This is a genomic window from Kurthia sp. YJT4 (genome assembly GCF_030219945.1).
Classification (GTDB): Bacteria; Bacillota; Bacilli; order Bacillales_A; family Planococcaceae; genus Kurthia; species Kurthia gibsonii.
In genome coordinates, this window is the sequence record NZ_CP126689.1 from 2,293,893 (window position 1) to 2,318,355 (window position 24,463).

General features: G+C 36.9%; 21 protein-coding genes and 1 riboswitch. Of the genes, 2 read left to right on the forward strand and 19 right to left on the reverse strand.

Going from position 1 to position 24,463, the window contains the following annotated elements; genetic code table 11:
• Positions 1 to 46: 46 nt before the first annotated feature.
• Genes QN089_RS11420 through QN089_RS11430 form a run of 3 tightly spaced genes read right to left on the reverse strand, consistent with a single transcriptional unit; the run spans position 47 to position 3,262 of the window.
• Entirely contained in the window at positions 47 to 2,341 is a 2,295-nt protein-coding gene (locus QN089_RS11420) for an NEAT domain-containing protein (protein ID WP_285215340.1), read from the reverse strand.
• Entirely contained in the window at positions 2,338 to 2,931 is a 594-nt protein-coding gene (locus QN089_RS11425; protein WP_068451453.1) for an NEAT domain-containing protein, read from the reverse strand. Before QN089_RS11425 ends, QN089_RS11420 begins: the two co-directional genes overlap by 4 nt.
• Positions 2,921 to 3,262, reverse strand: a complete 342-nt coding sequence (locus tag QN089_RS11430; protein WP_068451450.1) for an antibiotic biosynthesis monooxygenase — start codon at positions 3,260 to 3,262, stop codon at positions 2,921 to 2,923. Before QN089_RS11430 ends, QN089_RS11425 begins: the two co-directional genes overlap by 11 nt.
• 359 nt (positions 3,263 to 3,621) lie before the next feature.
• Here QN089_RS11430 and QN089_RS11435 point away from each other — a divergent pair, with 359 nt between their 5' ends.
• Entirely contained in the window at positions 3,622 to 3,885 is a 264-nt protein-coding gene (locus QN089_RS11435; protein ID WP_068451447.1) for a hypothetical protein, read from the forward strand.
• Positions 3,886 to 3,961: 76 nt separating this feature from the next.
• On the opposite strand, the gene sufB is transcribed toward QN089_RS11435, so the two are convergent.
• The 7 genes from sufB to gltB form a co-directional block, all read right to left on the reverse strand.
• Positions 3,962 to 5,359, reverse strand: coding sequence for a Fe-S cluster assembly protein SufB (gene sufB / locus QN089_RS11440; RefSeq protein WP_068451444.1), 1,398 nt, complete (start codon positions 5,357 to 5,359; stop codon positions 3,962 to 3,964).
• 32 nt (positions 5,360 to 5,391) lie between these two features.
• Positions 5,392 to 5,820, reverse strand: coding sequence for a Fe-S cluster assembly sulfur transfer protein SufU (sufU, locus tag QN089_RS11445; protein ID WP_068451441.1), 429 nt, complete (start codon positions 5,818 to 5,820; stop codon positions 5,392 to 5,394).
• Positions 5,813 to 7,039 (reverse strand): cysteine desulfurase, encoded by a 1,227-nt coding sequence (locus QN089_RS11450; RefSeq protein WP_087680028.1) that lies wholly within the window; start codon positions 7,037 to 7,039, stop codon positions 5,813 to 5,815. The genes sufU and QN089_RS11450 overlap by 8 nt, the downstream gene beginning before the upstream one ends.
• Complete coding sequence (sufD, locus tag QN089_RS11455; RefSeq protein WP_068451435.1) at positions 7,039 to 8,340, reverse strand: Fe-S cluster assembly protein SufD; 1,302 nt, start codon at positions 8,338 to 8,340, stop codon at positions 7,039 to 7,041. The genes QN089_RS11450 and sufD overlap by 1 nt, the downstream gene beginning before the upstream one ends.
• A 19-nt stretch (positions 8,341 to 8,359) precedes the next feature.
• Positions 8,360 to 9,142, reverse strand: a complete 783-nt coding sequence (sufC, locus tag QN089_RS11460) for a Fe-S cluster assembly ATPase SufC (RefSeq protein ID WP_068451433.1) — start codon at positions 9,140 to 9,142, stop codon at positions 8,360 to 8,362.
• Between the two features lie 339 nt (positions 9,143 to 9,481).
• On the reverse strand, positions 9,482 to 10,957 hold the full coding sequence (locus QN089_RS11465; protein WP_285215341.1) for a glutamate synthase subunit beta: 1,476 nt from the start codon (positions 10,955 to 10,957) through the stop codon (positions 9,482 to 9,484).
• A gap of 12 nt (positions 10,958 to 10,969) precedes the next feature.
• Positions 10,970 to 15,457 carry a glutamate synthase large subunit gene (gene gltB / locus QN089_RS11470; RefSeq protein ID WP_285215342.1) on the reverse strand — a complete coding sequence of 1,496 codons (4,488 nt, stop codon included), beginning with the start codon at positions 15,455 to 15,457 and terminating at the stop codon, positions 10,970 to 10,972.
• 108 nt (positions 15,458 to 15,565) lie between these two features.
• Here gltB and gltC point away from each other — a divergent pair, with 108 nt between their 5' ends.
• Positions 15,566 to 16,468: a glutamate biosynthesis transcriptional regulator GltC gene (gene gltC / locus QN089_RS11475; protein WP_068451423.1), complete on the forward strand. Its 903-nt coding sequence runs from the start codon at positions 15,566 to 15,568 to the stop codon at positions 16,466 to 16,468.
• 169 nt (positions 16,469 to 16,637) lie between these two features.
• On the opposite strand, the gene QN089_RS11480 is transcribed toward gltC, so the two are convergent.
• The 9 genes from QN089_RS11480 to QN089_RS11520 all read right to left on the reverse strand — a co-directional run bounded on the left by QN089_RS11480 (position 16,638) and on the right by QN089_RS11520 (position 24,441).
• Positions 16,638 to 17,471: a MetQ/NlpA family ABC transporter substrate-binding protein gene (locus QN089_RS11480; RefSeq protein ID WP_087680025.1), complete on the reverse strand. Its 834-nt coding sequence runs from the start codon at positions 17,469 to 17,471 to the stop codon at positions 16,638 to 16,640.
• A gap of 24 nt (positions 17,472 to 17,495) precedes the next feature.
• On the reverse strand, positions 17,496 to 18,173 hold the full coding sequence (locus tag QN089_RS11485; protein WP_068451418.1) for a methionine ABC transporter permease: 678 nt from the start codon (positions 18,171 to 18,173) through the stop codon (positions 17,496 to 17,498).
• Positions 18,166 to 19,191 carry a methionine ABC transporter ATP-binding protein gene (locus QN089_RS11490; protein WP_068451415.1) on the reverse strand — a complete coding sequence of 342 codons (1,026 nt, stop codon included), beginning with the start codon at positions 19,189 to 19,191 and terminating at the stop codon, positions 18,166 to 18,168. The genes QN089_RS11485 and QN089_RS11490 overlap by 8 nt, the downstream gene beginning before the upstream one ends.
• Before the next feature lie 94 nt (positions 19,192 to 19,285).
• A riboswitch (SAM riboswitch) is annotated at positions 19,286 to 19,395 on the reverse strand.
• A 57-nt stretch (positions 19,396 to 19,452) separates the two neighbouring features.
• Positions 19,453 to 19,761, reverse strand: coding sequence for a thioredoxin family protein (locus tag QN089_RS11495; RefSeq protein ID WP_285215343.1), 309 nt, complete (start codon positions 19,759 to 19,761; stop codon positions 19,453 to 19,455).
• 5 nt (positions 19,762 to 19,766) lie between these two features.
• Positions 19,767 to 20,120, reverse strand: a complete 354-nt coding sequence (locus tag QN089_RS11500) for a toprim domain-containing protein (protein ID WP_197409937.1) — start codon at positions 20,118 to 20,120, stop codon at positions 19,767 to 19,769.
• A gap of 217 nt (positions 20,121 to 20,337) precedes the next feature.
• Complete coding sequence (gcvH, locus tag QN089_RS11505; protein WP_068451409.1) at positions 20,338 to 20,718, reverse strand: glycine cleavage system protein GcvH; 381 nt, start codon at positions 20,716 to 20,718, stop codon at positions 20,338 to 20,340.
• Positions 20,719 to 20,800: 82 nt separating this feature from the next.
• On the reverse strand, positions 20,801 to 21,160 hold the full coding sequence (locus QN089_RS11510; protein WP_285215344.1) for an arsenate reductase family protein: 360 nt from the start codon (positions 21,158 to 21,160) through the stop codon (positions 20,801 to 20,803).
• Between the two features lie 328 nt (positions 21,161 to 21,488).
• Entirely contained in the window at positions 21,489 to 22,409 is a 921-nt protein-coding gene (locus QN089_RS11515; protein WP_285215345.1) for a methyl-accepting chemotaxis protein, read from the reverse strand.
• A gap of 244 nt (positions 22,410 to 22,653) precedes the next feature.
• Positions 22,654 to 24,441 carry an acyl-CoA dehydrogenase family protein gene (locus tag QN089_RS11520; protein ID WP_068451400.1) on the reverse strand — a complete coding sequence of 596 codons (1,788 nt, stop codon included), beginning with the start codon at positions 24,439 to 24,441 and terminating at the stop codon, positions 22,654 to 22,656.
• Between the last annotated feature and the right edge of the window lie 22 nt (positions 24,442 to 24,463).

The window sequence follows — 24,463 nt, forward strand, 5'->3', positions numbered from 1 at the left end:
AAGAGAAAACCGCAACAAATATGCGGCTTCCTCCTCAATTTTCTACCTATTTAAATACAATCTTTGTTGTGTAATGATGATCATATTTCATAGAAGGGACTTTTACATGTACTTTTACATACGCTCCCTTTTTTATATTACTTACTGGGAATTGGACTGTACGTGTATTTTTACCTTTTGCGACCACTTTGGCAGAAACATATTTACTTCCTTGTTTCACTTTAAAGCTTTTCCACCAACTTGCATTTTTTAAAGTCATTTTAACGTATGTCTTACTGCCGACTTTTTGGATAGTAGCAGGTTTTTGAACATATTGATCCATGACAGAGCGTTTACTTGTTTTATTTTTATAGACTGTAAATGATTTTTTCGTTGTTTTTGCTTTATTTGAAACTTGAACTACTTTTTTCGTAGGAATGACTTTTCCAATTTGAATATAGTTTGTATAATTTCCTTCATATTTTGGTTTTGTTGCTTGAATATGAACTGTTGATTTCACCAGCTTTTTAGGTGATATAATAGGAAATTGAACCGTACGTGTATTTTTAGTTTTGTTCGTTGAGACTGTTTTTACAGATGTCATCTTTCCATTCACTTCTGTTTTAAACGACTTCCACCAGCTTGCATTTTTAATAGTCATTTTTGCATAATATTTACCGTCACTCATCTTCGTAATCGTCATCGGTTTTGTGACGTAAGCATCTGTTGCAGACGTACTTTTCTTATTCGACTTCAAAATTTTGTAATTGTAGTTTGTTGTCGATACAACTGTTGCTGGCTTCACATATTTTGATGTGATATCTAGATACGCCGTATAAGTACCTGCTAATTTTTTAGAAGCTGTCTGTAATGTGAAATGTAGCTTTGTTGTAGCTGTTGGTGACTTCACTTGGAAACGAACTGTACGTGTTTTCTTTTTCGAATTTGTAGCGATTGTTTTTACAGCTACTTTTTTACCATTCACTTCTGCTTTGACAGATTTCCACATCGCTGCATTTTTTAAAGTCACTGTCGCATAATATTTACCTGCTTGTGTTTTTTCAACTTTCACTGGTTTCGTCATATATGCATTTGCTTTGGATGTTGCTTTTTTTGTCTTATTTTTTAACACATAATTGTATTTAGTTGTGCTGATGACTTTATTTGGATCAACGATAACTGGTGGTTTAACTGTTGGGTCGATTATGCGATTAAAATCAAAATATGTCGTGTAAGTTCCTTCGTAATTACCCATTTGAATATGCGTTTTTGCTTTTATTAATTGATTAATTGAAGGTACTTCAAAACGTACAACTTTTGTATCTGCTGTTTTGTCTTCTTTTACAGTTGTAACATCTACAAGTTGACCAGCTACTTCTGTTTGGAATCCTTTCCAAATTGATGCTGATTTCAATGTCACTTCTGCATATTGTTTTCCATCTTTTTCGACAAGTCGAGCTGGAGTACCCATATAATTTGCCATTGTCGATGCTTTTTCTTTCGCTTCATCCCATACTTGGAAAGCTTGATCTTTTACAAACTGGAATTGCCCATTTTCAATGACATGATTAAAATCAAAATATGTTGTATAAGTTGCGTCGTAATTACCTGCTTGGATATGCGATTCTGTTTTTACAACTTCATCTAACGAAGGAATCTCGATTCGTACTACGCGTGTATTCGCTGCTACATTCTCTTCCACAACAGTCGCTTCTGTTAATACATCGCCTACAAGTGATTTTAACCCTTTCCAATACTGTGCTGATTTCAAGGTAATATAAGCATAGGTTTTATCACCTACTTGAACAATTTGAGCTGGTGTTTCTACTGAACGTGTCACACCTGAAGAAATCGCATCTTTTTGCTCATTCCATACTTGGAAAGAACGTAAGGATGTTGCATCTTGTTGGAATTGTAGATACGTGGTATGTTGCATCTTCGTAGGACCTGCTTGAATTTCAATATCAGCTCGAATCGCCTGAGATGTAGAAGGTACTTCAAATTTTACAAGTCGTGTATTTTCTACTTCATTCGTTGAGATTGTTTCAACTTCTTTCATCTCACCATGGACATCTGTTTTAAATGAGTTCCAAATAGAAGCACTTTTAATCGTGACATATGCATAGGTTTTACCATTCTCCACTTGTAATTTTGAAACTAAATCCATGCTACGTCCCATACTTGAAGTTTCTTGTAAATCTGCATGTTTATATACTTGGAATGGCATGTACTGAACTTGCATTTGCGGCTCTACAGCACTACTTTCTGCCGCTTTTACAGGTGTCGTATTCACTGAAAACATCGATGTAGTTAACAGTGTTGCAGCTGCTAATGACAGAATTGAATATTTCATCGGTTTCATTCTTTTCTCCTCCTTATTTGTTTTCCTACTATCGCAACAATCAAGAAGAACACCATCGCACTAATGACATAAACCCACCAACCCATTGGCTGTTCTTTCGTCTGTTTCTTCTCGATTATTTTAATTTCTTTTACATGATTGGATTGTTTGGCTAACTTATTTTCATCCAATACAAAATCAATTTCATAGCGGTTATCATATAAAAAATCTTCACCATCCACTTTTTCATTGATATAAACAGCGAGTGTTCCTTTATGTTTTCCACTTATTTGTTTCAATGGAAATTGAATTGTTCGCATATCTTTTTCTTTATTTGTTTTTACAAGTGTTTCTTTTTTTCCATCAAACGTGACTTCTTTCGTCCAATGACTTTTTAAAATAGTAATTTCAAGGTACATCTTTTGGTTTGATACAATGAGGATTGCGGGTTTTTGAAAGTAATCATTCGCAATAGATGTGCTCGATTCTCCACTTTTTTTTACTTCATACGGTATTTTGTATGTTCCATTCTCGAGCGTCTGCGCCTTTGCATCCACAGGTAACATAAACAAACTACTCAATAAAAAAATAAAGATATATTTAGCCCACATAACCAACAGCTTCTGATGTATCGCTTTCTACAATCACTTCATAATGATCAATCGAGTTCCCTGTCACCATCTTTTGCCCGTCTGGTGTCATAGCTGGTTTTCGGTGTGCTAAGTGAAATTCTCGTGATGCAAACCAGTTCTCAAATGCTTTTTTATCTTCCCAAACTGTATGTACGAGTACTTCCTCATACCCTTTCATATTTAACTTTTTCATAACTTTTAATTCTTTAAAACCAGGCATTTCTTCAATCCCTTGGCGCACTTTAAAACGCTCTAAAATTGCATCTCCATAACCTTCTAAAACTTGAATCGTATTTGTAACCATATACATGATGTGTTTCCTCCTTTATAATTCAACTTCATTCTATTGATAACGATTATCATTGTCAATTTCAATTCCTGTTAAAAAAATGAAAAAAATACGCAAATTTCTATGTTATAAATAGAAATTTGCGTATTCATTTCGTTGAATTCATATTTTATACATTCTTTTTATATAAATAATGTAGTTTTGCCCGACTTTAAATTTAAGCAATATACCATTTGTCTATAAAAAATATTTTTAAAATGTCTTTTTATTCATTTTAAGGAACCTTATATAGCAGAAATTTCGTCTTTCAACTATAATGTGATATATCCATTTTAAGGATATTTAATAGTGAAGCGAAAGCAGAATGCGAGATGGAATGAATGACAAAAGCAAATTTTATCCAATATCTTTTAGCAAAAAAAGAAATCGAATTTTCATATGGGCGAAAAATTTTCTTTATTGCTTGGGATGAACAAAAAGGATTTATTTTATTAGATGTTTTATATGACGATACTTGTGTCGAGCTAACAGACTTTATTCAAAGTATTAAAGAGTTTTTACAACAAGCACAAATTGATGGAAAAACACTCGAATATTTATTAGAACATGAGTTAGAACAAATAAAAATAATGGGTGTTTACTAAAAACTATTATAAATAACAAGAAATTAAGTTATAAAAAAAGCCTCCCAAATCAGGAGGCTTTTTAGCATTCAATGGATTAACCGATTGAACCTTCCATTTCAAATTTGATTAGGCGGTTCATTTCTACTGCGTATTCCATTGGAAGTTCTTTTGTGAATGGCTCAATGAAGCCCATTACGATCATTTCTGTTGCTTCTTGCTCAGAAATACCGCGGCTCATTAAGTAGAATAATTGTTCTTCAGATACTTTTGAAACTTTCGCTTCGTGCTCTAAAGAGATTTGATCATTCATTACTTCGTTGTATGGAATTGTATCAGAAGTTGATTCGTTATCCATGATTAATGTATCACATTCGATATTTGCACGTGCATTTGTCGCTTTTTTACCGAATTTTACTTGTCCACGGTATGTTACGTTACCACCGTGTTTTGAGATTGATTTTGATACGATTGTTGAAGAAGTATTTGGTGCTAAGTGAATCATTTTCGCACCTGTGTCTTGGTTTTGACCACGACCTGCAATCGCGATTGATAATGTCATACCACGAGCGCCTTCTCCTTTAAGGATACAAGCTGGGTATTTCATTGTTAATTTAGAACCGATGTTACCATCAACCCATTCCATTGTACCGTGCTCTTCTACAACTGTACGTTTTGTTACTAAGTTGTACACGTTGTTTGCCCAGTTTTGGATTGTTGTATAACGGCAGTAAGCGTTCTTTTTAACAATAATTTCTACTACAGCTGAGTGTAGAGAACTTGTTGTATAAACTGGTGCTGTACAACCTTCTACATAGTGTACAGAAGCATCGTCATCAACGATGATTAATGTACGCTCGAATTGTCCCATATTCTCAGAGTTGATACGGAAGTAAGCTTGTAATGGTGTATCTAATTTTACGCCTTTTGGTACGTAAATGAATGAACCACCAGACCATACAGCCGAGTTAAGTGCCGAGAATTTGTTATCTGCTGGAGGAATGACTTTACCGAAGTATTCTCTGAAGATATCTTCGTTCTCTTTAAGAGCTGAGTCTGTATCTTTAAAGATTACGCCCATCTCTTCTAGTTCTTCCTTCATGTTGTGATAGACAACTTCTGATTCGTACTGTGCAGAAACACCTGCAAGGTATTTTTGTTCTGCTTCTGGAATACCTAATTTATCAAATGTTGCTTTGATTTCTTCAGGTACTTCATCCCAAGATTTTTGCGTTGCTTCAGATGGTTTTACGTAGTATGTGATTTCATCGAAATCTAAACCAGATAAGTCGCCACCCCATTGAGGCATTGGTTTTGAATAAAAAATTTCTAAAGATTTTAGACGGAAATCTAACATCCATTCTGGTTCTTCTTTCATCTGAGAAATTTCTTTAACAATCGCTGGAGTTAGTCCACGTTCTGTACGGAAAATCGATACATCTTTATCATGGAACCCAAACTCGTAATCACCGATTTCTGGCATGTTTTTAGCCATCATTTCTCCTCCGTTCATCGCTTAGTTTTGTCTTACTTATTTTCGTTAATTCCTTTTTCCATCGCTTTCCAAGCAAGTGTTGCACATTTAATACGTGCTGGGAATTGTGCTACACCTGATAATGCTTCCACATCACCAAGGTCTAAATCTTCATCATGTTCTTTTCCTAACATCATGTCAGAAAATACATGTGCTAATTCGACAGCTTCTTCTGTTGTTTTCCCTTTAACCATTTGCGTCATCATCGATGCAGATGACATTGAGATTGAACAGCCTTCACCTTCGAATTTTGCGTCTGCAACAATTCCATCCTCTACTTGTAAAGTTAAGTGGATGCGGTCACCACATGTTGGGTTATTCATATCAATTGAAACGTTTGAGCCTTCAATTGTTCCCTTGTTACGTGGTTTTTTATAGTGATCCATAATAACGCTACGGTATAGTTGATCTAAATTAGACATTTGCAAAATACTCCTTCGCAAATCGCACACCTTTTGTTAATTCATCGATATCTGCTTCATCATTGTATAGGTAGAAGCTAGCGCGAGCTGTTGCAACACAATTCAACCATTTCATTAATGGTTGTGCACAGTGATGTCCAGCACGAACAGCGATCCCATTACTATCTAGCGCTGTTGCTAAATCATGTGGATGTACATCATCGATATTGAATGTTACAAGTCCTGTGCGAATTTCTGGATTTTGTGGGCCATAAATTGTTAGGCCTTCAACAGTTGATAAGTTTTCAAATGCATATTTCGCTAGTTTATGCTCATGCGCAATAATCTCGTCCATGCCGATTTCGTTTAAGAAGTCAATCGCTGCACCTAGACCGATTGCACCTGCAATAATTGGCGTGCCTGCTTCAAACTTCGCTGGAAGGTCTGCCCATGTTGAATCTTGTAAGCCAACGAAATTAATCATTTCGCCACCGAATTCAACAGGTTCCATATTTAATAGATGTTCTTTTTTACCATATAAAACACCGATACCTGTTGGACCACACATCTTATGTCCTGAAAAGGCTAAGAAGTCACAGTCTAAATCTTGTACGTCTGTTTTCATATGTGGAACACCTTGCGCACCGTCAACAACCATTACAGCACCATGTTGATGTGCAACTTGTGCAATAGCTTTTACATCGTTAATTGTACCAAGTACATTCGATGCCATTGTGATTGCGACGATTTTTGTGCGATCAGTAATCGCTTTTTTCACTTCATCCATTGATAAAGTGCCATCTGCTTCTAATTCAATATATTTCAATGTGGCTTTTGTTGCTTTCGCAAGTTGTTGCCATGGAATCAAGTTAGAATGATGTTCCATATACGTGATGACAATTTCATCACCTTCTGAAACATTTGCACGACCATAGCTTGATGCAACCATGTTTAAACCTGTTGTTGTACCACGTGTGAAAATAATTTCCTCTGTGGACTTGGCGTTAATGAATTGACGGACTTTCTCACGAGCACCTTCATATTCGTCAGTCGCACGATTCCCAAGTGTATGCACACCGCGGTGTACATTTGAGTTATCAAATTCATAATACTTTTTAAGAGATTCGATGACTTGAATCGGTTTTTGAGAAGTTGCTGCACTATCTAAATAGATTAGCGGGTTCCCATTAATCTCTTGGTTTAAAATTGGAAAATAGCTACGAATGTCGTCTTTGATCATTATTTTACTTTCCTTTCGATTACCTCAACCAATTGTTTGCGTACGCCTTCAATTGGTAATTGGCTTACTACAGGCTCAAGGAATCCGTGAATGATTAGACGCTCAGCGTTTGCACGTGTAATACCACGACTCATTAAGTAGTAAATTTGAAGTGGATCAACGCGACCTACAGACGCTGCGTGTCCTGCAGTTACATCATCTTCTTCAATTAAAAGGATTGGGTTTGCATCGCCACGTGCATTTTCTGAAAGCATTAATACGCGTGATTCTTGTTCAGCGTTTGCTTTTGTTGCACCATGTTCGATTTTACCAATACCGTTGAAGATTGCGCGAGCCGCATCTTTCATAACTGCATGTGTTAAGATTTGACCGTCTGAAGATTTACCCCAGTTACGCACTTCAGTTGTGAAGTTTTGGCTTTGTTTACCGCGGCCAATGACAACTGTTTTTGCATCAGCGCGTGAACCGTCACCACGTAAATGTGTTACGTTTTCAGAGATTGTATCGCCATCATTCATTAAACCTAGTGCCCAATCTAATGATGCATCGCGTTTTGTTTCGCCACGACGGTTGATGTATGAAGTGAATCCTTCTGCTAATGTATCTACTGCGCCGAATGTTACGTTTGCGCCGTCATTTACGATGATTTCTTCTACGATATTTACTTGGCCTTTTGCTGCGCCAATTGAGATATAGTTTTCAACATATGTTACTTCTGCAAAGTTATCTGCTACAAGTAATACGTGGTTGAATAATGATACATTCTCATCATCTGTGAAGAATACAGCTTGAATTGGTTCTTTTACTTGTACATCTTTTGGTACATATACGAATAATCCACCGTTCACAAGTGCTGCATGTAACGCTGTTAATTTATGTTCATCTACTTCTACAGCTTCTGTCATGAAGTATTTTTGAACTAAATCACTGTGTTCTTTTACAGCAGTGAATAAATCCGTTACGATTACACCTTGTTCTTTTAATTCATCTGCTACTTGTAAGTAAGCAGGTGTATTGTTGTGTTGGATGTAAAGTGTTTGTTGGTTTTCATCAACGATTGCTTGAACTTCAGCTGGAAGTTCTGTTAAAGAAGAAATTGCTTTACCTTCAACTTTGTGTTCTGGGAATTCAAAGAAGTTCCAAGAATCTACATTTGTTTTGTCAGGCTTAACCATTTCTAATGTTTCTACTTTTTCAAGTGCACGTTCACGAAGCTCCGTTAACCACTTAGGTTCATTATGTGCTTCAGAGAATGAGCGTACGTCTTGAGCGCTTACCGCTAATTTTGTTTCCACAGTCATGGCTTGCTCGTCCTCCTTCTTATGCTTCTTCAGTTACTGCGTCTGTGTCTTCAATACCTAATTCTTTTTTAATCCAGTCATAACCTTCAGCTTCTAAACGTTGTGCTAGTTCAGAACCGCCTGATTTTACTACTTTACCTTGCATCATTACGTGTACGTGATCTGGTGTGATGTAGTTTAATAGACGTTGGTAGTGCGTAATCATTAAGCAACCGAAGCCTTCGCCGCGCATTTCGTTAATACCTTTTGATACAACTTTTAATGCATCGATATCTAAACCAGAGTCGATTTCATCAAGAACTGCGAATTTTGGTTTAATCATCATTAATTGAAGAATTTCGTTACGTTTCTTTTCCCCACCAGAGAAACCTTCGTTTAGGTAACGTTGGCTCATTTCTTCTGGCATTTCTAAGAAGTCCATCTTTTTGTCTAATTCACGGATGAATTTCATAATTGAGATTTCATCGCCTTCTTCACGACGTGCATTGATTGCTGAACGTAAGAAGTCTGCATTTGTTACGCCTGCGATTTCTGAAGGATATTGCATAGCTAGGAATAAACCAGCTTGTGCACGCTCATCTACTTCCATCTCTAATACATCTTCACCATCTAGTGTAATTGAACCAGAAGTTACTTCGTATTTTGGGTGACCCATGATTGCAGAAGCAAGTGTTGATTTACCCGTACCATTTGGTCCCATAATTGCATGGATTTCGTTTGTATTTAGTGTTAAGTTCACACCTTTTAAAATCTCTTTGTCTTCGATTGAGACATGTAGATCTTTAATTACTAAAGTTGACATTCCATTACCTCCATTGAATTATTAGGTTGGTTTCCCATTCCTAAATTATTATCATTCTAATTTTAACGCAAATAAAAGCCATTAGCAACTCATTTGATACTCATTATCATTTCACTATGAAATCCTTAAAAAGTCTTTACTTTATTCTATTTCCGAGGATTTCTAACATTTCCATTCTCATTTTCAATAAAGAAATCTAATTGAGAATTGTTTTCACTTCTGAAATAGTGATAACTGATTAAATTGTGGCTACTCAATGAACTCTCATCTAATAATAACAACTTTTAAAGAAAAAAAAAGACCAAATGAGAAAATTCTCACTTAGCCTTTTGGAAAAAATTATCTAACTGCGATTGCTAGGCGCTTCTTCAAAAATCCATGTACGACATCGGCTACCTCCCGTCCTTCGCGAATCGCCCAAACAATTAGGCTCGGTCCTCGTCTTGCATCTCCAGCTGTAAAGATGCCTTCTTCACTTGTTTCATATTTTTTAGTTGCGTAAATTCGATTGTTTAAAACACGTACATTGAAATGTTCACCGAGTTCTTCTTCAATTCCCTCAAAGCCAATCGCCACAAATACATAATCTGCAGGCCATACTTTTTCTGTCCCTTCTAGCTCATTAAAGTAGACATATCCTTCTTCATTGATTACCTTTTCCATCTGGATTGTATGCAGTTCTTTTAATCGACCATCAGGATATGCCACCATCTTTTTCGTTTGAATACAGTATTCACGAGGATCTTGTCCGAATTTTTCAACCGCCTCCTCATACGCATAGTCTAGTTTATATACACTAGGATCTACAGGCCATGGTTGGTCTTCTGAACGTGTCATCGGTAGTTGCGGATGCTTCCCAAATTGATGTACTGATTTTGCGCCTTGTCGAAGAGCTGTTGCCACACAATCCGCTCCAGTGTCACCTCCGCCAATAACAATGACATCCTTCCCTTTCACATCAATTGGTGCTGGTTCATTTGCTAGGATACTTTTTGTTGTCTTCGTCAAATAGTCCATCGCTCGAATAACACCTGTTGATTCGCTACCTTCTAAATGAAGTGAACGTGCGACTGTTGCACCTACACATAGAATAATTGCGTCGTATTCTTTTTGCAGCTGTGACTTTGTAATGTCACGTCCGATTTCTGTATTCAATTGAAAATGAATTCCTTCTGCTTCAAGTAAATCCACACGTCTTTGAACGACGGATTTATCTAACTTCATATTTGGAATACCATACATTAATAATCCACCCACACGGTCGTCTCGTTCAAATACCGTTACTTCATGCCCCATTTGATTAAGTTGATCTGCTGCTGCTAGACCTGCTGGACCTGAACCAACAACCGCTACACGATAACCTGTTCTAGCATTTGGAATACGTGGTTTTACCCACCCTTCTTCAAAACCACGATCAATAATTGCTCGCTCAATATTTTTAATCGCTACTGCTGGATCATGAATAGCTACCGTACATGCTCCTTCACATGGCGCCGGACAGACTCTACCTGTGAATTCTGGGAAGTTATTTGTTAATTGTAATCTTTCTAACGCTTCTTTCCACTGGCCTTTGTAAACTAAATCATTCCATTCAGGCATTAAATTATGAATCGGACAACCTGCTGCCATTCCTCGAATTTCTACGCCCATATGACAAAAAGGTGTACCACAATCCATACAACGCGCGCCCTGAATTGATAAAACATCATCTTCGAATCGACGTGTATATTCATCAAAATTCTTCACACGTTTTTTAGGTGCAACTTCATTCCCTTTTTGTCTCTCATATTCCATAAAACCAGTTTTCTTTCCCATGATGGACACCTCCTATTTTGTCGCAGACATGAATGCTTGCATCGCTGCTTCTTCTTTATTTAACCCTTCATCTTCAAATGTTTGAATCTCCTGTAGCATCATTTCATATTGCTCTGGAATTACTTTAATAAATGCTTTTTTCTTTTCTTCAAAATGATTTAAAATATCTTGTGCTTTTGTACTTTCTGTAATCAAATAGTGCTGTTCAATTAAATGATGTAAGTTCGTTTCATCTTTTTTCGTTAATACATCTGCGATACGAATCATCTCTTTATTACATGCTTTTTCGAATGCCTCACGATTTGTAGGGCAAATATAGACCACACCACCAGACATACCTGCTGCAAAGTTTTTACCGACATCACCTAAAATGACTACATGACCACCTGTCATATATTCACAGCCATGATCGCCTATTCCTTCTACCACGATATCAGCGCCGCTATTTCGAACTGCAAAACGTTCACCTGCTCGACCATTAATTAGCGCTTGACCACCTGTTGCACCGTAAAGACAGACATTCCCTGCAACAACATTTTCCTCGGCCTGCCCTTTCAATGGTGAGATGACAGCCGCTGTACCACCTGATAGCCCTTTTGCAAAGTAATCATTCGCATCACCTTCTACAGTCATCAACATTCCTTTTGGCATGAAAGCACCGAAACTTTGACCTGCACTTCCTTTAAAATGCAGTTGAATCAGTTGGTCTGGTAATCCTTTTGCACCGTATCTTTTTGAGATTTCGCTACCAACTATTGTCCCCACTACACGGTCTACGTTTCGAATTGGTGAAGTGACTTGGATGGCTGTTTTTGTTTGAATTGCGTAATCAACTTGTCTGAACAATGAACGCATATCAAGTGATTGATCTAAATGATGATTTTGTTCTACTTGTTTCGTACGCGGTCCTTCTACTTGCACAAGCAGTTTCGATAAATCTAAGTGGCGTGCTTTCCAATGCTCTTGCCCTTTCTTTCCTTGTTCGAGTATATCTGTACGTCCAACCATTTCGTCAAATGTACGGAAACCTAATTTCGACATCCACAAGCGAACATCTTCTGCAATAAAGTACATGAAGTTGACTACATGTTCTGGTTTTCCCATGAACTTTTCACGAAGCGCTGGATTTTGTGTAGCTACCCCTACAGGACATGTATCTAAGTGACATGCACGCATCATGACACATCCAAGTGCAATCAGAGGCGCGGTCGCAAAGCCAAATTCTTCTGCACCAAGTAATGCTGCTAGAATTACGTCTTTCCCTGTCATAAGTTTACCGTCTGTTTCCAATGTGACACGCTCACGTAAATGATTCAACATCAATGTTTGATGTGCTTCTGCTAAACCAAGCTCCCACGGTAAGCCCGTATGTTGAATACTCGTCTTAGGTGAAGCACCTGTTCCACCATCGTATCCACTAATAACAATTTTATCGGCTGCACCTTTTGCTACACCTGCTGCAATCGTCCCAACACCTGTTTTCGCTACTAGCTTCACGCTAATACTTGCTTCTCTGTTCGCATTCTTTAAGTCGTGAATCAATTCAGCCATATCTTCAATTGAATAAATATCATGATGTGGTGGAGGTGAAATTAATCCAACACCAGGTGTTGCACCGCGTACTTTCGCAACCCATGGATATACTTTATTCCCTGGTAACTGACCACCTTCACCGGGTTTTGCACCTTGCGCCATTTTAATTTGTAATTCATCTGCATTAACTAAATAATGCGAACTGACACCAAAACGTCCTGAAGCAATTTGCTTAATCGCACTTCTTCTTAATTGTCCTTTTTCATCGACTTCAAAGCGTTCTGGAGATTCTCCTCCCTCACCTGAGTTGCTGCGACCTCCAATTTGATTCATCGCAATCGCTAGTGCTTCATGTGCTTCTTCAGAAATTGAACCATAAGACATAGCACCTGTTTTAAATCGTTTGACAATCGATTGTGCTGATTCTACTTCTTCTAACGGAATTGATTGTAAGTCTTCTTTGAATGTGAATAAATGGCGTAAAAATCCGATTTGTTCTTCATTCGCCATCTCTGCATATTGATAATACAGTCCAGCATCATTCTTTCTTACTGCCCATTGTAATGTGTGAATTGTTTTCGGATTAAAGGCATGATGTTCCCCACCTGAACGCCATTGATATTCACTTCCTGATTCTAATAATAAAGAATTAACTTCAACTGCTTCATGGAATCGTTTTTCAGCTTCTAATTGAATCGTCGCTAAATCAATACCACTCAGCTGTGATTTCGTACCTGTGAAATGTTGAGCAATCACATCCGTATGAATCCCTACTGCTTCAAAAATCTGGGCACCGCGATAACTTTGTACCGTTGAAATCCCCATTTTCGCCATTACTTTAACAATTCCATCTGTCATCGCTTTTCGGTAACATGCGAAAGCTTCTGATAACGTTTGTGACAATTTTTCTGTATGCACTAGTTCCTCTACTGTTGCATAAGCCAAACTTGGATAGATTGCATCTACACCGTAACCGATAAGCGTTGCAAAATGATGAACTTCTCGCACTTCTAGCGACTGTACAACTATGCTGACACGTGTACGTCTACCTGTTCGAATTAAATGATGATGTACGCTACTTGCTGCTAATAAAATAGGTACTGTCGGTGTGATAGTGTGTAGGTCATCTGATAATATGATAATTTCAGCACCATCTTGAATTGCTTCATCTACTTGTTTTGCTAAATTTTTCAATATTTTTTCTAAATCTTCTGTCATTTTAAGAGAGATTGTCGCGATGCGGAATTGATTTTGCTTTTGTAACGCCAACCATTCTCCTGGTGTCAAAATCGGTGAGTCTAATTGAATGCGACGACTATTATTTTCCGATGGATGTAATAAGTCACCCTCTTTACCAAGCAACGTCATCGTACTTGTTACAATATGTTCTCGAATTGAATCAATTGGCGGATTCGTCACTTGCGCAAATAATTGTTTAAAGTAATGGAATAACGACTGTGGTTTTTCCGATAAAACAGCGAGTGGTGCATCATTCCCCATCGAACCAATCGGATCTTTTCCTTCTTGTAAAACAGGTAACAGATATTTTTTCGTATTTTCATATGTGTAGCCATGAATTTTTTGGCGTAATCTTATTTCATTTATTTGCACTTCATCTTCCAGTGCTGTCAATTTAACAAGGGACTCATCCAACCACTGGCCATATGGTTTTTCTGTCGCCATTTGATGTTTCAGCTCATCATCCGCAATTACGCGACCTTCTTCTAAATCAATTAATAACATCTTCCCTGGACTTAAACGCTCTTTATACAGAACATCTTCTTCTTTTACATCCACTACACCTACTTCAGAAGAAAAGATCATATAGTCATCTTTCGTTACATAATAACGCGCTGGTCGTAAACCATTTCGATCTAAAATCGCTCCAATTTGTTTTCCATCTGTAAAACAAATGGCTGTTGGACCATCCCAAGGTTCCATTAATGTACTGTGATAATTGTAAAAAGCTTTTTTCTCTTTTGAAATATGTGGATTTTCTGTCCAAGGCTCTGGAATCATCATCATCGCTGTTTGTGCTGGTGTACGTCCTGCTAAAACGAAGAACTCAAATGCATTATCTAACATAGAGGAGTCACTACCACTCTCATCAATAATCGGTAAGACTTTTTGTAAATCGTCTCCAAATGCATCTGAAATAAATTGTTGTTCACGCGCTTTCATCCAGTTAACATTTCCTTGTAATGTATTGATTTCACCGTTATGAATCAAGTAACGATTTGGATGTGCTCGTTCCCATGAAGGAAATGTATTCGTACTATAGCGTGAATGGACCATTGAAAAGGCCGAAGTAAAGTGAGGTTGTTGCAAGTCCTTATAAAAAACAGCTACTTCTTCAGGTGCTAATAGACCCTTAAAAACCATTGTTTTACTTGATAGACTCGCACAATAAAATGAGATGTTTTTTGCTTTCGCAAATCGTTCCGTCTGTTTACGAATAAGATATAGTTTACGCTCAAAAGCGAGATTGACTGTTTGTGGGTTTGCTTGAATAAATAATTGTCGAACAACTGGTGCAGTCTTTTTCGCTGTATCACTCAATGTCGACGCATCAACTGGAACTGTTCGGAATCCTAGAACAGTTTGTCCTTCTGCTTCTGCATATTTTTTCATTTGTTCTTCAACTACTTGTTGACCTTTTGCATCGTCTTGCGAAAAGAATAGCATGCCTACACCATACATACCTTCTACCGGTAATTGAAAAGCAGTTATTTCTTGACGAAAGAAATCATGTGGGATTTGTACCATCAGTCCTGAACCATCACCTGTTTTCCCGTCGCTCCCTCTACCCGCACGATGATCTAGACGACATAACATTTCCAATCCTTTTTCAACGATTTCATGTGTTTTTTTTCCTTTTAAATTAACATATAGACCGATACCGCATGCATCATGCTCGTCTCTCGGTGAATATAAACCTTGCTCTTTTGGTAATAAATGAAATGACATATCGATTCCTCCCTTGTATTTTATATTTTAAATTCACAAATTCATATAAACAATATATAATTTATATAGAATCAATCGTTTTTTTAGATGAATAGGGGATGTATAACTATGGAATTAAGACAACTACGCTACTTTGTAGCTGTTGCGGAAAGAGAACACATATCAGAGGCTGCTGAATCTTTACATGTCGCACAGTCAGCAGTCAGTCGACAAATTTCGAATTTAGAAACAGAACTTGGTACAGAATTATTCGAACGTATCGGACGAAATGTTAAACTAACACCAATCGGTAAAATCTTTTTAGAACACGCTCTCATTGCGCTTGAAGCCATCGACTTCGCTGCCAAACAAGTCGAAGAATACTTAGATCCTGAACAAGGAACAATTAAAATCGGCTTCCCAACAAGTCTTGCAAGCTTCTTATTACCAACCGTCATTTCAGCATTTAAAAAAGAGCATCCGAATGTATCTTTTCACTTGCGTCAAGGTTCATATCGCTATCTCATCAATGCGGTGAAAAATCGTGAATTGAATCTTGTTTTTTTAGGACCTGTCCCTAAAAAAGATGAAATCATTGATACAAAAATTCTGTTTACAGAAAAAATATCTGCACTTTTACCTGCTACACACCCACTTGCAACCAAAAAAGAAATTCAACTAGCAGATCTTCGTAACGAACCTTTTGTTTTATTCCCAGATGGCTTTATTCTAAATAAAGTCGTAGTGGACGCTTGTAAGTCGGTTGGGTACACACCAATCGTTAGTTCTGAAGGAGAAGATATGGATGCTCTAAAAGGGCTTGTAGCAGCTGGAATGGGTGTTACATTACTTCCTGAGAGTGCATTTTATGATTCGACACCGAGACGTACGGTGCGCTTGCCATTATCTGAGCCAAGCTTCACACGTAATGTAGGCGTTGTGTTCCCACATAACCGTGAATTAGCACCATCTGAAAAAATCTTTTTAGAATTCGTGAGCACCTTCTTCTCACGTCTTACACAATTCATCTAGTTGTATGAATACCCGAACCTCACATCATCTATACACACCTTAGAAAATGGGATATTAACCGAATGTAAAATAAAAGCTCGGAAAGCTGTGTCATTACACATGCTACTCCGAGCTTTTTCATGTAAAAAAATAAAGAGCATCGCCTAAACTGGCAATACCCTTTAGTTCATTATTGGTTCACAGGAACAACTGAACCTTTCCACTCTTTGTTGATGTAGTCTTGGATTTCTTTTGAGTGTAAAACTTTCATTAATTCTTTGATTTCTTCTTTATCTTTGTCACCTTTACGAACTGCTACTACATTTACATATGGTGAGTTTGAATCTTCAATTGCGATTGCATCTTTTGTAGGAACTAAACCTGCATCAATTGCATAGTTTGAGTTGATAATCACAGCATCACCTTCGTTATTTTTGTACATTTGTACTAATAATTCTGGTGCTGTTTTTGTATCGATTTTTAAGTTTTTAGGGTTTTTATCAATATCTTTTAATTGTGCTGTTGATTTTTTAACGCCGTCTTTTAACGTGATTAAGCCTTTTGCTTCAAGTAATGTTAAAATACGACCTTGGTCTGCTACAGAGTTTGATACTAGAATTGTCGCGCCTTTAGGAAGGTCTTCTAATTTTTTATACTTTTGAGAGTAGATACCGATTGGCTCGATGTGTACGCCACCAGCACTTTCAAAATCATAACCATTTGATTTGATTTGATCTTCTAAATACGGAATGTGCTGGAAGAAGTTCGCATCTAAATCTTTTGAATCTAAATCTTTATTCGGTAAGATGTAATCTTGGTATGGTTCGATTTCTAATTTGATGCCTTCTTTTTCAAGAATTGGTTCTGCTTGTTCAAGAATTTTAGCGTGTGGTACGTTTGAAGCACCGATTTTAATTACTTTTTCATCGCCGTCTCCTGATTTTTCTGAAGAACCACATGCTGCTAAACTAAGTGCTAGTGCTGCTGTTAAAAGACCTGCTACTAATTTTTTTGATGTTTTCATGATTCATTTCCCCTTTTCTTTGCTTTATCGTTTATCAATTTTTGCTGTAATCAAATCTCCAATGAATTGAATGATGAATACAACAACTAATACCAATACTGTTGCGACGAATGTTACGTCGTTTTGACTACGTTGGAAACCATCTTGGAAGGCTAGGTAACCTAGACCACCCGCACCAATGATGCCCGCCATCGCTGTATAACCTACTAAAGCAACTGCCGTCACTGTAATCCCTGAAATTAACGCTGGTAAAGACTCTGGAATGAGTACTTTCCAAATGATTGTTCCTGTTGTTGCTCCCATTGAACGAGCTGCTTCAATCACACCACGATCAATCTCTTTTAATGCAATCAATACCATACGTGCATAGAATGGTGCAGCACCGATAATAAGTGCTGGTAATGCTGCATTTGCACCACGCATTGTTCCCATTAAGAAAATTGTAAATGGAATTAATAAGATAACTAAAATAACGAACGGAATCGAACGGAAAATATTCACGATTGCTCCTGTTAAAAAGTTCACAACCTTATTCGCCCATAATTGGTGCGGTGCTGTTAAGAATAAAATAATCCCTAGCACTAGACCTAAAATAAATGTAATAATTGTTGAAACACCTGTCATATAAAGTGTTTCTAGCGTGGCTTGCCACATTCCTTCCCAATCAACATTTGGGAATAATCCTGTTGCCTCATTATTCATGTGACATCACCTCCGACTTAATTCCTTCAGCAGTTAAATAAGCTACTGCCTTTTCAACTTCTTCATCTGTTCCAGCAAGTTGTACGATTAACGTACCGTATGGACCACTTTTTGTCGGAGATATATTGCCATGTACAATATTTACATCGACATTAAACTGACGAATGAGTTGTGTCATAATCGGTTGCTCTGTTTTTGAGCCGACAAAGAATAATTTAATTAACTTTCCATGTTGGTATTGTTCTTTAATTTGTTCAATCGACTCTTGTTGCCCTACTGTATTCGTTACTTGTTGAACGAATCGTTGTGTAACAGGTGCTTGTGGTGCGTCGAATACTTGAAGAACATCGCCTTCTTCTACGACTTTCCCTTGCTCCATTACGGCTACACGATGACAGATTTTACGAATAACGTGCATCTCATGTGTAATTAAAATAATCGTAATACCGAGTTTTTCATTTACACTGCGTAATAAGTCTAAAATTGAATCCGTTGTTTCAGGGTCTAATGCTGATGTAGCTTCATCACAGAGTAATACTTCTGGGTCATTTGCAAGTGCACGCGCAATCCCTACACGTTGTTTTTGACCACCTGATAATTGTGATGGATAAGCCTTTTCGCGTCCTGTTAACCCAACAAGTTCAATTAATTCAGCTACTTTCTTCTTTTTCGCAGCTGAATCAATACCTGCAATTTCTAAAGGAAAAGCGATATTCTCTTCTACTGTTCTTGACCAAAGTAGATTGAAATGTTGGAATACCATACTAATTTTATGACGTGCTGCACGAAGTTTAGCGCCTTTAATTTTTGAAATATCTTCACCATTTACAATTACAGAACCACTTGTTGGTTTCTCTAAGCCATTAAATAAACGAATCATCGTACTCTTACCAGCACCACTGTAACCGATAATACCGAAGATTTCACCATCTTGGATAGTTAAGTTTACTTGATCGACAGCTGTGAGGGGACCATTTGAAGTTTTATATTGTTTTGTCACATTGCTGAGTTGAATCAAATTGTTTCCCACCTTTTTCGAACTTTATTCATAAAAAAACCCCTTCTGTCAGACAACAGAAGGGTTTAAACATCATAAAATATGCTAAACCGTTCTCTCATCTCTCAAAGACCATACAGTCCTTGCGTGAATTGGCACCTTTTCACATAATGTGATGGTTGCCGGGCTTCATAGGGCACTTCCCTCCACCTCTCTTTATAAGAGCAACGAATTAAGTTCATTTAGTTATTGTAGATACTTTATCACTTCTAAATTGAAAGGTCAATACTTCTTTAAAATTTTTTCAAATAAATGTGGTACTGACTGAAAGGCATAAATTTTCTCTACTAACTCGCCATTTTGCGTAATAAGAAGGCAAGGTACACTTTCAATTTCAAAGTCATACGCTAATTGCTCCATATAATTTAAGTTGGCTTTTCCCATTGAAACATGTTCGATTGCTTGCTCCGTTACATCCATCATTCTTAATGCAACTTGGCAAGTTCCACACATTGGTGTATAGAGGTAAAAAGCTGTTTTTTCTTGGGACTTCACTTGTTCTTCCCATTGTTCACGTGTCCATTCTTGCATTATTGTCATCCTTTATCTAATAAGTAACCTGACTTAATCTTAAATTTAGCTCCTTGTAACACTTTTGCTAAATGATAACGCGGCGTGCGTTCAACACCACCGTAACGCGGTAATGTATAAAGATGATGTGTATTGGGATATTCTTGTTGTACAAGCTTACGAAGTTTCTCGCCCATATCATCTGCATCGAAAAATGCATAAAAATCACAACTCTCATAAGGTTGTAATAGTTCATCTAAACGATGAGGACTTACAGTTCCGTTTGTACAGACAATCTCAACAGGTTCATTCAAAATAGGCTTTAACTGTAAACAATCTTGTCTACCTTCTACAATGAGGACTTTCTCAATAATCTTCATACACACCATCCCATCTGATTCCTTATTCTTTTTTCTGTTCTTTCTTACTTTATTTATACCATATTTTCGGTATATTTTTGTAGGAATAGTGCTTATAAAAAAAGCGCATAGAAAAAACTTTACATACTTTACAAAAAATAAAAAAAGAAGACAACTGAAATCAGTGTCTTCTAATCAAATCGGCATGAAAACGCGCACCTACATGAAAGGGGTGCTATTAACCTGCGACTACTTCTTCATATTGTTCAGCAGTTAATAAAGCTTCTAGTTGTGCAGCGTCAGAAGGTTTTACGACAACCATCCAAGCTTTTTCGTAAGGTGATTCGTTTACTAGCTCTGGGCTATCTTCTAACTCCTCATTTACTTCTACTACTTCACCTGAAAGTGGTGCATATAGCTCAGAAACTGTTTTTACAGACTCAACGCTACCGAATGGTTGATCGATTGTTAATTCATCGCCTACAGATGGTAGTTCAACGAATACGATGTCACCTAGTTCAGATTGTGCAAATTCTGTAATACCGATACGTACTGTACCGTCTTCTTGTAAAACCCACTCATGCTCTTTTGAATAACGTAAATTAGTTGGAATGCTCATTTTTTTACCCCTCCATGAAATATGTAATGTTAATTTCATCTATAGTGTTACATATTTTTTCTGCAAATACAAGTCATTTTAGTTATTTTTTCCAATTTTCAATAAATTTATTTTCATTGAAGCCGACTGTGACACGCTCTCCATCGTACGTAATTGGGCGTTTAATCAACATGCCATCGCTTGCTAATAACTCTAATTGTTCGGATTCTGACATTTCTGCCAAACGATCTTTTAATCCTAACTCCCGATATTTCATACCCGATGTATTAAAGAATTTTTTAAGCGGTAAACCACTTTTTTCTTGCATCTCTTTTACTTCTTCAGCTGTTGGTGTTTCTGTCACAAGATCTTTTGTATCAAATGCAACGCCTTCTGCCTTTAACCAAGCAATTGCTTTTTTACAAGTTGTACATTTTGGATAATGATACACGGTGATTGTCACGATCATTCACTCCATTCTTATTGAATATCCTTATTGTATAAATCTATTAGAAAAGGTGCAACCTATTTCATCACAGATTCATCTATAAATTCCATACTAGATGTACAATTACCAATTGTAAAGGACAAGCTATGTTTATCATTGAGTTTCTACCTATATAATATAGAAGAAATACAATTGATTAAAACGCTTTTTACTGCAAGACAACTAATTGTGAACATTCTGAATGATTTTGTCACTACGTACAACTCTTTCTTTTCTATTTTAATCTTCGAAGCAACAAAAAAGAACCACATCATACTATGCGATTCTCTTTCTAGTTAATTACTTATTTTTTAATAAATTCATCAAATGTTTCTGTTTGTTTGTTTAACAATTCTGCACGATTTTGAATAGAGTCATAATCACTCACTACTTCGCCAATAAATGCTTGATTCAAATCTACTGTCTTTGAAATGGTATCTCCGGCCTTTTCAATTACTTCGATTTGTTTGGTTACATCTTCAATCATCGTACGAATATCCACAATTGATTTATCGACACTTTGCGACAATTTTCGCACTTCCGTCGCCACAACATTAAATCCAAACCCATATTCCCCAGCACGTGCTGCTTCAATCCCAGCATTTAATGCGAGTAAATTTGTTTGTTTCGCAATATGCTGAATCACTTTTACTATCTCTTGAATAGCATCTGTCTTTTCAATTAATTGATGAACAGATTGCTGATTTTGATTTGAAATTTCAACAACTGTATGAAAATTTTCATTCAAATTAGCTACATGATCTTTACCCGCATCAGATAAAACATTCAGATCATCTGACATGTTTTTTAAGGCCGTCGCTAAATCAATCATTTGATTATTTCTCTCTGTAATATCAAATGCAATTTTCATAATGCCAATTAATTTAAAACGTTCATCACGAATTGGCATATATGTTGCTTCTAACCAGACACTTTTTCCGTTCGCATTTTTTCTTTCTACTTTATCTTGAAAGCTTTTCCCAGATAGCAAATTACGCCAAAATTTTTCATACTCAAAACTATTTGCAAACTCTGTTAAACATAACTCAGCATGTTTTTTACCGATTAATTCCTCTACCGAATACCCCATAGCTTCTGCAAATGGCTTACTTGCATATGTAACATTGCGATTCGTATCAAAGCGAATCACAGCTAAATTTGATTCTAATGCTTTCATCAATAAATCATTCATCGTCACTCGTTCACGTTCTTGTAACTCTCCCATTAAGATGAGACCCCCATTAATTGTAATACTCACATTATACTTTTCCACACAACAAAAACACAGATTTTTCAGTTCTTTTATCACAATCCATTTAAAAACATATGTCTAAAATTTCACTAATAATGATTTTTGAAGCAGTGTAAAGTATGAAAATAAGGAAAAATTGATAATTATTACTGAAAAGTTAATTAAAAAACCTTAGAGTACGACATCATACTCTAAGGTTACTATTTACGTAAGAATATTAAACAATATACTTTTCATTTTCAATTAATTTGCCTGTAGCTTCGCGTTTTTTCGCGACAATATTGTACGGTGTGTGACGTCCTAATTTACGTAGTGCCGATAATAACATACGTAACTCGTCTCCTTCAGTCGCTGTTAGCAATGTTTCTTTTGCTTCTTTTTCGATTTCAGCAAATGCTTCTTGTACAAAAATTTCTGTATATAATACTTTTTGATTTGCTTTTGCTTCACCATCACGTGCAATGGCTTTTTCGGTACGTAATACTACTGACTCCATTGCAAATAATTGATTTGCGATATTTGCGATATTCACTAATACTTCTTGCTCATTTTCAAGTTTTGGACCATATTTCATTGCCGCTGTACCTGCTGCAAGAAGAGCGATTTTCTTCGCCATCTTCACAAGATATTTTTCCTGGGCTAATGTTTCTGTGCCGATTTCTTCTGGCATCATTGAAAGTAGCTCAGCTTGTAATGCTTGTGCTTGTTGTAGAAGTGGTAATTCACCTTTCATCGCTTTCTTCATAAATGTTCCTGGTACAATCAGACGGTTAATTTCGTTTGTACCTTCGAAAATACGGTTAATACGTGAATCGCGGTAAATACGTTCTACTTCGTATTCTTGCATATAACCATATCCACCGTGTAACTGAACTGCTTCATCTACCACATAATCAAGTGTTTCTGAACCAAACACTTTATTGATTGAACATTCAATCGCATACTCTGCAATCGCAGCTGCTACTTCTTTACCGTCTTTTATTTCTGCTTCTGTTAATTGGCTCATACGATCTTCAAAGTAGCCTACTGTACGATAGATTAATGATTCAGACGCATAAATTTGTGCTGCCATTGTCGCTAATTTTTCTTTTGTTAGGTTAAATGAAGAAATAGCTGTACCAAATTGTTTACGCTCATTCGTATATTTAATTGCTAACTCTAATGCGCGTTTTGAAGCACCCACTGTACCTACCCCAAGTTTATAACGTCCAATATTTAGAATGTTGAATGCAATCACATGACCACGTCCAACTTCACCTAGTAAGTTTTCAATAGGAACTGCAACATCTTCTAAAATCAATGTACGTGTTGAAGATGATTTAATCCCCATCTTCTTCTCTTCTGCACCTGTTGAAACACCGTCATACTCACGTTCTACAATAAACGCTGAGAATTTATCACCATCGACTTTTGCATAGACAATGAAAACATCTGCAAATGCTGAATTTGTAATCCATTGTTTTTCACCATTTAGTACGTAATGTGTACCTGCTTCATTTAAACGAGCTACTGTTTTCGCACCTAGTGCATCTGATCCTGAACCTGGCTCTGTTAACGCATAAGCTGCTAATAATTCACCTGATGCTAACTTCGGTAAATATTTCGACTTTTGTTCTTCATTACCGAACAACACGATTGGTAATGAACCAATTCCGACATGCGCACCATGCGTAATCGAGAAGCCACCAGCTGGGGAAATCTTTTCAGCGATTAATGCTGAAGATACTTTATCCAGTCCAAGACCACCATATTCTTCTGGTACATCGGCAGCAAGTAGACCTAAATCGCCTGCTTTTTTCAGTAGTTTTACTGAATGTTCAAACTCATGATTTTCTAGATTTGGTACGACTGGTAACACTTCATTATGCAAATAATCTTCCGTTGTTTTCGCAATCATTAACTGTTCATCTGTAAAATCTTCTGGTGTAAAGATATGTTGGAACTCTGCATCCTCCGTTAAAAAACTACCGCCTTTTACTACGTGCTTTTGTGTGTTTTCTGTCATAATCAATTCCTCCTCATATGTT